At 72.0% G+C, this 7,912-nt stretch carries 8 protein-coding genes and 1 pseudogene; 4 read left to right on the top strand and 5 right to left on the bottom strand.

All coding sequences use genetic code 11. The features are described from left to right. Positions 1–649 (top strand): hypothetical protein (locus RIV14_RS08395; RefSeq protein WP_309325126.1); only part of this gene is annotated, 649 nt, incomplete at its 5' end. An 86-nt stretch (positions 650–735) separates the two neighbouring features. On the opposite strand, the gene RIV14_RS08390 is transcribed toward RIV14_RS08395, so the two are convergent. Then, positions 736–1,227: a PLD nuclease N-terminal domain-containing protein gene (locus tag RIV14_RS08390; RefSeq protein ID WP_075372851.1), complete on the bottom strand. Its 492-nt coding sequence runs from the start codon at positions 1,225–1,227 to the stop codon at positions 736–738. Positions 1,228–1,338: 111 nt separating this feature from the next. On the opposite strand from RIV14_RS08390, the gene RIV14_RS08385 reads away from it, so the two are divergent. Continuing rightward, positions 1,339–2,715 (top strand): AMP-binding protein, encoded by a 1,377-nt coding sequence (locus RIV14_RS08385; RefSeq protein ID WP_075372852.1) that lies wholly within the window; start codon positions 1,339–1,341, stop codon positions 2,713–2,715. On the opposite strand, the gene RIV14_RS08380 is transcribed toward RIV14_RS08385, so the two are convergent. Both RIV14_RS08380 and RIV14_RS08375 read right to left on the bottom strand, forming a co-directional pair. After that, the gene (locus RIV14_RS08380) at positions 2,699–3,631 is read right to left on the bottom strand and encodes a PfkB family carbohydrate kinase (RefSeq protein WP_075372853.1); all 933 of its coding nucleotides are present in this window, start codon (positions 3,629–3,631) and stop codon (positions 2,699–2,701) included. The genes RIV14_RS08385 and RIV14_RS08380 overlap by 17 nt on opposite strands. Then, positions 3,628–4,689, bottom strand: a complete 1,062-nt coding sequence (locus RIV14_RS08375) for an ADP-ribosylglycohydrolase family protein (protein WP_075372854.1) — start codon at positions 4,687–4,689, stop codon at positions 3,628–3,630. Before RIV14_RS08375 ends, RIV14_RS08380 begins: the two co-directional genes overlap by 4 nt. A gap of 178 nt (positions 4,690–4,867) precedes the next feature. Between RIV14_RS08375 and RIV14_RS08370 the strand changes: the two genes are divergently transcribed. Beyond that, positions 4,868–5,848: a 1,4-dihydroxy-2-naphthoate polyprenyltransferase gene (locus RIV14_RS08370; protein ID WP_075372855.1), complete on the top strand. Its 981-nt coding sequence runs from the start codon at positions 4,868–4,870 to the stop codon at positions 5,846–5,848. A gap of 18 nt (positions 5,849–5,866) precedes the next feature. Continuing rightward, positions 5,867–6,562, top strand: a complete 696-nt coding sequence (locus RIV14_RS08365) for a hypothetical protein (protein ID WP_256699312.1) — start codon at positions 5,867–5,869, stop codon at positions 6,560–6,562. Between the two features lie 171 nt (positions 6,563–6,733). Here RIV14_RS08365 and RIV14_RS08360 read toward each other — a convergent pair. Both RIV14_RS08360 and RIV14_RS08355 read right to left on the bottom strand, forming a co-directional pair. Then, a pseudogene (locus RIV14_RS08360) lies at positions 6,734–7,042 on the bottom strand (DUF1440 domain-containing protein); the annotation flags it as partial. A 344-nt stretch (positions 7,043–7,386) separates the two neighbouring features. Then, the gene (locus RIV14_RS08355) at positions 7,387–7,881 is read right to left on the bottom strand and encodes a hypothetical protein (RefSeq protein ID WP_075372857.1); all 495 of its coding nucleotides are present in this window, start codon (positions 7,879–7,881) and stop codon (positions 7,387–7,389) included. Positions 7,882–7,912: the final 31 nt, after the last annotated feature.

Here is a 7,912-nt window from a genome sequence, read left to right as displayed (position 1 = left end):
CTTCGTGTGGTGGCACACCGCCGCCGTCCTGACCGCCACCCGCCAGGGCCGCCGCCCCAACCCGGTCTCACCGACCATCGACCCCGTGCGCCCCGTCCTGGGATCCGGGGAGGTCATGCTGGCCACCTGCGACGCCGAGCTGCTCCTGTGGCGGCGCGGGGACGCCACCTACAACCCCTCCCGGGGCTTCTTCCTGGCCGGCGGCCCCGTCGGCCTGGCCCTGACGGCCGCCTTCTTCGGCGGACAGGCCTACCTCAACCACCGGCGCCGCCGCGCCGCCGAGGCCGACGCCGTCGAGAAGTGGCGCCACCTGGCCGGCGCCCGCCTGAGCGTGTCGACCCACGGCATCTACCTGGGCACGGGGGAGGGCGTCATGCCCATCTCCTACGCCGACATCCAGGAGGTCCAGCTCACCGCCACCGGCGAGATCGTCATCGCCGCCGCCAACGCCTCCGGCTCGGTGCGCCTCAAGATCCGGGCCCAGTGGGCCGAGCTCGTCCTCATCCTGTGGTCGGTGCGCTACATGCCCGAGCACCCCCAGCTCGTCGGGCGCACCTGGATCCCCGGTGACTGGCTCATCCACGCCGCCGCCCACGGCTACGACGTCGACACCACCCCCTGGCCCCAGGCCCGCCCCGCCCTGCCCTGAGGTCGGAGCGCCGAGGCCGGGCCGGCGCGCTTACGGTCAGCGTGGGTCAGTGCTGGTTGGTGCTGGCGAGTGCTGGTTGGTGCTGATCAGTGCGAGTCGGTTCCGGAGCGGTCGGTCCCGCCCGTCTCGCCGGCGTCAGTGTCCTTGTTGGTCCGGTTGGCCCGGTCGGCCCCGCCGGCCCCGCCCGCGTCCGCGCCCTCATCGTTGCCGCTGGCGTCGTGACCGCCGGCGGGCTCTTGAGGGTGGTGCTTGCGACGGCGGATGTCCTGCTCCAGATCCCTGAGGAACTCCGGGTCGTCGTCGGGCGCCATGGGGCGGGCGCGCTGCGGGCGACGGAAGGTCGTGCCCTCCCGGGAGGACCATACGGTGGGCTCGACGTAGCCGCCGCGCTCCTCAGCGGCCTTGACCCGCGAGACGATGATCCAGGCGATCGGGCCGATGGTCGGGAACAGGACGACCAGGGTGATCCACAGGTACTTCGGCATCCGCGCCGGCATGCTCTCATCCGGCGTGCGTGCGCAGTCCAACAGGGCGTACAGCGTCAGAGCGAACACCAGGACGATGAGGACGATACGCATGGGCCAACCCTAACCGAGCCGGGCGGCCCCGCAGGCCCCGCACCTGCCCGGGACCTGCCGCCCAGCCGTCTGCCCATCCCCATTGGGCCCGGGCCGTGGCACGATCATGGGGTGCTCGCCCCGCCCGCCCTCCGCCTCCTGACCGGTGGAACCGCCCCCGACGAGGTCGCCGCCCTGCGCGCAGCCCTCGCCGAGCGCCTGGCCCTGCGCGGCCTGCTCACCAGTCCCGACGGCCGGCCCGCCCCCGCCGCCGTGGGAGAAGCAGACCGGACGGGCTCGCCGCTGCCGCTGCTCGTCCCCATCGGCCCCGGGGAGGACGAGGGCCGGGTCCGCGCCGACCTGGCCCGCCGCATCACCCGCGTCCCCGCACGCACCGACCTCATCCTGCGCACCTCCGGCTCCACCACCGGCACCGGACGGCTCATCGCCATGAGCGCCGCCGCTCTCATGGCCTCCGCCCGTGCCACCCATGCGCGCCTCGGTGGCCCGGGAACCTGGCTCCTGACCTTGCCCGCCCACCACGTCGCCGGCCTGCAGATCCTCACCCGCTCCCTGGAGGCCGGAACCGAGCCCGTCGTGGTCGACACGAGCGCAGGCTTCAGCCCGACGGCGCTCGCGGAGGCCCTCAGCTCGGCGCGCCCGTCTACCGGGGCGGCCGCCTCCCGGCTCTACGTCTCCCTGGTCCCCACCCAGCTGGTGCGTGTCCTACAGGATCCGCAGGCCCGCCGGGCCCTGGCAGAAGCCGACGCCGTCCTCCTGGGCGGCGCCGCCGCCGACCCCGCGCTGCTGGCCCGGGCCCGCGGGGCGGGCGTCACCGTGGTCACCACCTACGGCATGAGCGAGACCGGCGGGGGCTGCGTCTACAACGGCCGCCCCCTGGAGGGGGTCGAGGTCACCATCCAGGCCCCCGACGCCGAGGGCGCCGGCCGCATCCTCATCTCCGGCCCGGTCCTGGCCGAGGACTACCTCCAGCCCCCCAGCCACAGCCCCGCAGACAGCCCCGGCGGCAGATCCGATGACGGCGGAGGCTTCCATCGCAGCGGCGCCAGGCGTGTCCTGGCCACCTCCGACCGTGGCCGGCTGCACCCCGACGGGCGCCTGGAGGTCCTGGGCCGCCTGGACGACGTCATCATCACCGGGGGCGTCAAGGTCGAGCCCCGCCACGTGGAGGAGGCCCTCACCGGTATCGACGGCGTGGCCGAGGCCTGCGTCGTCGGTCTTCCCGATGAGCAGTGGGGAAGCCGCGTCGTCGCCGCCGTCGTGCCCGAACCGGTTGGCCAGCCGGGCCGCTCGAAGCGCTGGGACGACGCCGCCCTGCGTGAGGCGGTCCGCGCCCGGCTGGACGGCGCCCACGCCCCCAAACGGGTCGTCGTCCTGGAGGCCCTACCGCTGCGCCCCAGTGGGAAGGTCGACCGGCGCGAGGTCGCCCGGCTCCTGGCCGCGACCACGACAGATGTGACCTCGGAGCCTTCTACACCAGAGCCCTGATCTCCGCCTCACTCGGGCAGGTGGCCGGGCCGAAGCGCGTCGTGGTCAAGGCGCCGGCCACATTCGCCCAGCGCAGCGCCGTCGTCAGGTCGACGCTCCTGGCCAGGGCCGCCGCCAGGACACCGGAGTGCGCGTCACCGGCTCCGTTGGTGTCCACCGGCGTCACCGGGATGCTTGGGGTATGGCACGCCTCGCCGCCGTCGGAGAACCAGGAGCCCTGCTCCCCAGCCCGCACCAGCACGGTGCCGAGCCGACCCGATAGCGCCTCGCAGACTCCGGCGTGGTCACCGGCCTCCACCCGCAGCTCCAGGCGGTCGGCGAGCAGCCCGGCCTCACGCTCATTGAGAGACCAGATGGGCCCCAGCGCACTGAGGCGTTCCAGCGAGCTCATGGGGACCGAACCAACCATGGGGGAGACGTCGAACAGTGCCGTGCACCCCGCCCGGGTCCCGACTAGTCTCCCGGCCAACCGCTCCAGCGCCACCCTGGAGGCAGGATCGGCCAGGGAGTAGCCGGAGAGGTAGACGACGTCGTCGCCGCTCACCTCCAGATGATCGAAGGCATCCACCGGGCCACGAGTCTCGGCCCCGCAGGTGGAGATGAAGGTGCGCTCGGCCCTCGCATCGGTCATGGCCACGCAGTAGCCCTGGTCGCCGGGTGCGACCGGGCCGACATGATCCACCCCGATCTCCTCCAGGGCCCGCCGGGCCGCCTCAGCGAAGGGCCCCTCGCCCAGCGGCCCCGCGTACAGGGTCTCGACACCCATCCGGCGGGCGGCGGCCAGCACGTTGAATCCACCGCCGACGGCCATGGAGGACTCGTCGGCGAACACGTCACCGCCGGGCTCGGGAATCGCCTCGATGCGCAAGGTCAGGTCAATGACGACCTGGCCGGTGTGAATGACCCGTCCCGTCATGGCCGCCTCTGCTCCGAAGCGTCTTGCTCACAGTGCCCGCTGCCGCCGCGCAGCGCCAGCAGCGCCTCACAGACCGGCTCGAGCCGCAGGCCGGAGCGCTCCAGCACCCGATCGACCAGCTCAACAGGAAGAAGACGGGGCGCGCTCGCACCCAGGACCGCACCGGCCATCGCGGCAATGGTGTCAGTATCTCCCCCGAGCTCAGCGGCGAAGCACAGCCCGTCCAGGGGCCGCTGCGCGAACTCCCGCACGATCACCAGCGCGCAGGGGACCGACTCGGCCGACTCCACCGAGGTTCCGACGTAGGTGCGCAGATGCTCGGCCAGGGCCTCCCCGTGCAGGTCACGACTCGTCTCCAGGGCCAGGCGGGTGCGGGCGGCAACTGAGGCCTTCTCCGTCCAGTGGCCCGCCTCGGGGTGGGCGGCCACAACGTCCAGCGCCGCCTCCAACGCACCCGCCGCGTCGACGCCGTCGATGGCAGCGCTGACCGCTGCGGCGAGGAGTCCAGCGGCCTCGAAGCCCTGCCGGGTGTCGTGGGTGACCAGGCAGGAGGCCTGAACGGCCCGGGCCAGCGCGTCGCCGTCGGCACTCACGGAGAAAGCGATGCCGACTGGAGCCACCCGCATCGCGGCGCCGTTGGTGGTGCCCTGTCTGCCGGTGCAGTGCGGGTCCGCCCCGGCGCGCACCCGCTCCAGAGCGAGCTTGGTGGAGGGCCCCAGCAGGTCCAGGGACCCACGGGCGCGCATATCGTCCTCCCAGCGCAGGAGGGCATCGGCGAGCTGGTGGGGGTCGATGCGACCACCACCGTCAATGAGGAGACCGGCCAGGATGAGAGCCTGCTCGGTGTCATCCGTGACGGTGCCGGCAGATACTGAGGGGGCGATAGGCTGCTCGGCGACGGCGTCGCGCAGCCCGGTGATCCTGCCGTAGCACCGGCGGATCTGTGCCGGGCTCATCGACTGGGTGGGCATCCCCAACGCGTCGCCGAGGGCCAGCCCGGTCAGCGCTCCCAGGGCGCGTTCGCGTGCCGGGGGCTCAGCCGCCACGGGCACAGGCATGGGTGAAGGAGTGCGAGGGCGGGAATCGGGGTGTCTCACGGAGGTCCTTGTGGTGATCGCGGTGCCGGCTGCCTCACCGGCCGAGGTGTGGCTCAGGCGCTCGCACCGGTGAGGGCCGCGGCGCTGGTAGGGTCACTGCCGCCCACCCTAGAGGACTGCGAGAGGATCGGAGGAAGCCGTGAGCGGCGAGAACGGCGAGCACGCGCAGGACAGCGGTCCCCGCGCCACCAGCTGGGGGGAGGTGGTGCGTCTGCGCACCCTGCCGGCCGCCGTCGCCCCCGTCATCCTGGGCGCCGGGGCGGCCGCCGCGATGGGGAAGCTCTCAGTGGTGCGGAGCCTGCTGGCCGCGGGCGTGGCCCTGGCGCTGCAGATCGGCTGCAACCTGGCCAATGACTACTCCGACGGCGTGCGCGGCACCGACGACGATCGCACCGGGCCGCCGCGCCTGACCGCCTCCGGGCAGGTCGCCCCCCGTACCGTCAAGCTCGCCGCCTTCGGCTGCTTCGGGCTCGGAGCCCTCCTGGGGCTGGCCCTCGTGGTCCTCAGCGGCCAGTGGTGGCTGCTGGTCGTCGGAGCCGCAGCGATCGCGGCCGCATGGTTCTACACCGGAGGCTCCCACCCCTACGGCTACGCCGGCCTGGGGGAGGTCTTCGTCTTCATCTTCTTCGGCCTGGTGGCCACGGTGGGCACCACCTACGTCCAGACCGGCTCGCTGCCGGGGTGGCTGTGGCCCTCGGCCTGCGGGATCGGCCTGCTCGCCTGCTCCCTGCTCATGGTCAACAACCTGCGCGACATCGACACCGACCCCGCCCACGGCAAGATGACCCTGGCGGTCCGCCTGGGGGAGGGGAGCGCCCGGCGCGCCTTCTCCCTCATGCTTCACGTGCCCCTGCTGCTGGGGGCCGTCGCCCTGGTGTGGGCGCGCGAGACCGGATCAGCCAGCCCCGTCGACGGCGGGGGACACATCAGCCCGCTGCTGACCCTGGTCATCGCGCTGGCGGCGCCGCTCCTGCTCCTGCCGCTGGTGCGGCGGGCCACCGCGCCGGTGCGCTCCGGCGCCCGGGGGCGTGATCTCATCGCCTCCCTGCGTGATGCGGGCCTGCTGGAGCTGGCCTACGGTGTCGTCTTCGCCGCCGCCACCGTCATCATCACCCTGTGAGCCCGGGGTGGGGCGGACGTGGACCACACGAGTCGAGACCTCGAGCGGTCAACGAAGTACATCGAGTGGGTACCCGTTCCGGCGCGCTGGATCGAGCGGCGCTTCCTCGTCTTCACCGCGCTGCGCAACCCGGGATGCATCCTCCTTCATCTCGTCATGTTCCCGCTCCTGGCTGCCACCGCAGGAATCGCCGCTGGAGTCCTTCTGGTACTGACAGGGGTACCCAGTGAGGCCGTGACGGGTGCCTACGTCCTCGGTGGCCTGGTCGTGGCCTCCTTCATGGCCTACCGACTGCTGAGCTTCACCGTGTTCAACGCCTCGGGCGTGCACATCTTCCGGTTCATCGGATGCTGGTGGTGGCAGACCGACATCCCCTGGGTGGCCTTTCGTGAGACGGCGTGTGTGAACCTTGACAGGGGGCTCCGCACGAGCAGCGGCTTGACGCCTCCCGATACGCACAACCTGGCGCTGCATCTGACGACCATGGAGGAGTGGGCCGGGTTCGTCGAGGCCGGGGTGGTTCAGGGCGGTCGCTCTGTTCCGGTGGCGGGCCTCCCGCCGAGGGACCGTCTGGCGCTGGCCGAGGCCTTTGAAGCGCAGCACTACTCCTGGCCGTTTGACGACGCATCGACGATCGTTCCCGGATTTGTGCGCCAGTCTCACCCCGATGGGCGGCGTCAGGAGGCACAGGAGCGCCTCGCGTTCGTAGGGTAGGTCGCGCGTTCGTACCCTTAACCCTCGAACACGTGACCTAAGGTACGAACGCGACGGCGGCCTGCCAGGCCTCTTCCCTTCGACCTCACCCTCGTCTTCAGCCCCGCCCTCGTGGAGTACTGGCGGATGCCGACCGCCGCACCTATGAGAGAGCCACCAAGCCCTGCGGGCTCAGCGGGCCGGTTCGGCGTCGAGCGGAACCCACGGGTCGGGCTGGTGGGTGATGCGGTTGCGCACGTCCCGGCGCACGAGCTCAATCGACCATAACCAGATGACGTGCCCCAGCGCCTCGGAGAAGTGCTCCGCCCAGGTCTGCCCACCGTCGACCCACGGGAAGGGCGAGGGGACCGTGCCCGTCAGCGGCATGAGCACCAGGTGCGCCCCCACCCACACGAGCAGACCGAAGGCGGCCCCCTGCCACAGCGTGATCGACTTGTAGTACTCCGCCATGACGCAGTAGAAGACGGCGAAGACGATCGCGGTGCCGACTCGACGCCGCGTTGGGTCGGTCCTCCTCAGCAGGGTGGACAGCATGGGTGTCTCCAGATGTCGGGAACATGCACGGGAACCGGGTCGGTGGACGGCTTGCAGATCGAACGGTGTCTTAGTCGTCCGTTGTCCACCGACCCGGCCTCCCGGAAGCCTGGCATGGGAAGAGGCCGGGCCGCAACGTTGCCATCATCCCCTCCGGTCACCTCCGCTGCGCCGAGGCACGGCCGAGGCTCGGCCGAGGCGCCGAACCGTGGAGAAAAGCCGGCGAGGGCCTCGCCGCAGCCGGTGCTGCCGCGAGGCCCTCGCCAGACGGGTCGTGCAGGTCTGCCGGCTCAGTTGCCGCCGCCCTGCTGGCCACCCTGCTGGGTGCCGGCGCTGCTGTCTGCACCGCCCTGCTGCTGGCCACCCTGCTGTCCGGGCTGCTGGCCTCCCTGGTGCTGGCCGCCGGGCTGGTTGTCGCCCTGAATGGAGCCACCCTGCTGCTGGCCGCCCTGCTGGCCACCGGGCTGGTTGTCGCCGCCAGGCTGCTGGCCACCCTGCTGGGTGCCGGCGCTGCTGTCCGCACCACCCTGCTGGTGGTCGCCGCTGGGCTGCTGGCCCTGAGGGACGGTGGGGTGAGCGCTTCCGCCGTTGGTGCCACCGGTCATCTTGCTGTCAGCGCTGGGCGTGGCAACACCACCGTCGCTGGTCTTGCCCGCGGTCTGCTTGGTGGCGGGAGTGGTCGAGTTGCTCGAACCGGAGCCCGAGCAGGCCGCCAGACCGAGTCCGGCGGTGACGATGAGGAGCGAGGTGGCGAGGGTCTTGGCACGTGTAGCGGTGAATCGCATGAGATCTCCTATGCGCTTGCTGGTGCAGTGT

Origin of the sequence: Actinomyces acetigenes (assembly GCF_031296635.1) — a bacterium.
Taxonomy (GTDB): Bacteria; Actinomycetota; Actinomycetes; order Actinomycetales; family Actinomycetaceae; genus Actinomyces; species Actinomyces acetigenes.
This window is presented reverse-complemented; position numbering and strand designations above follow the sequence as displayed.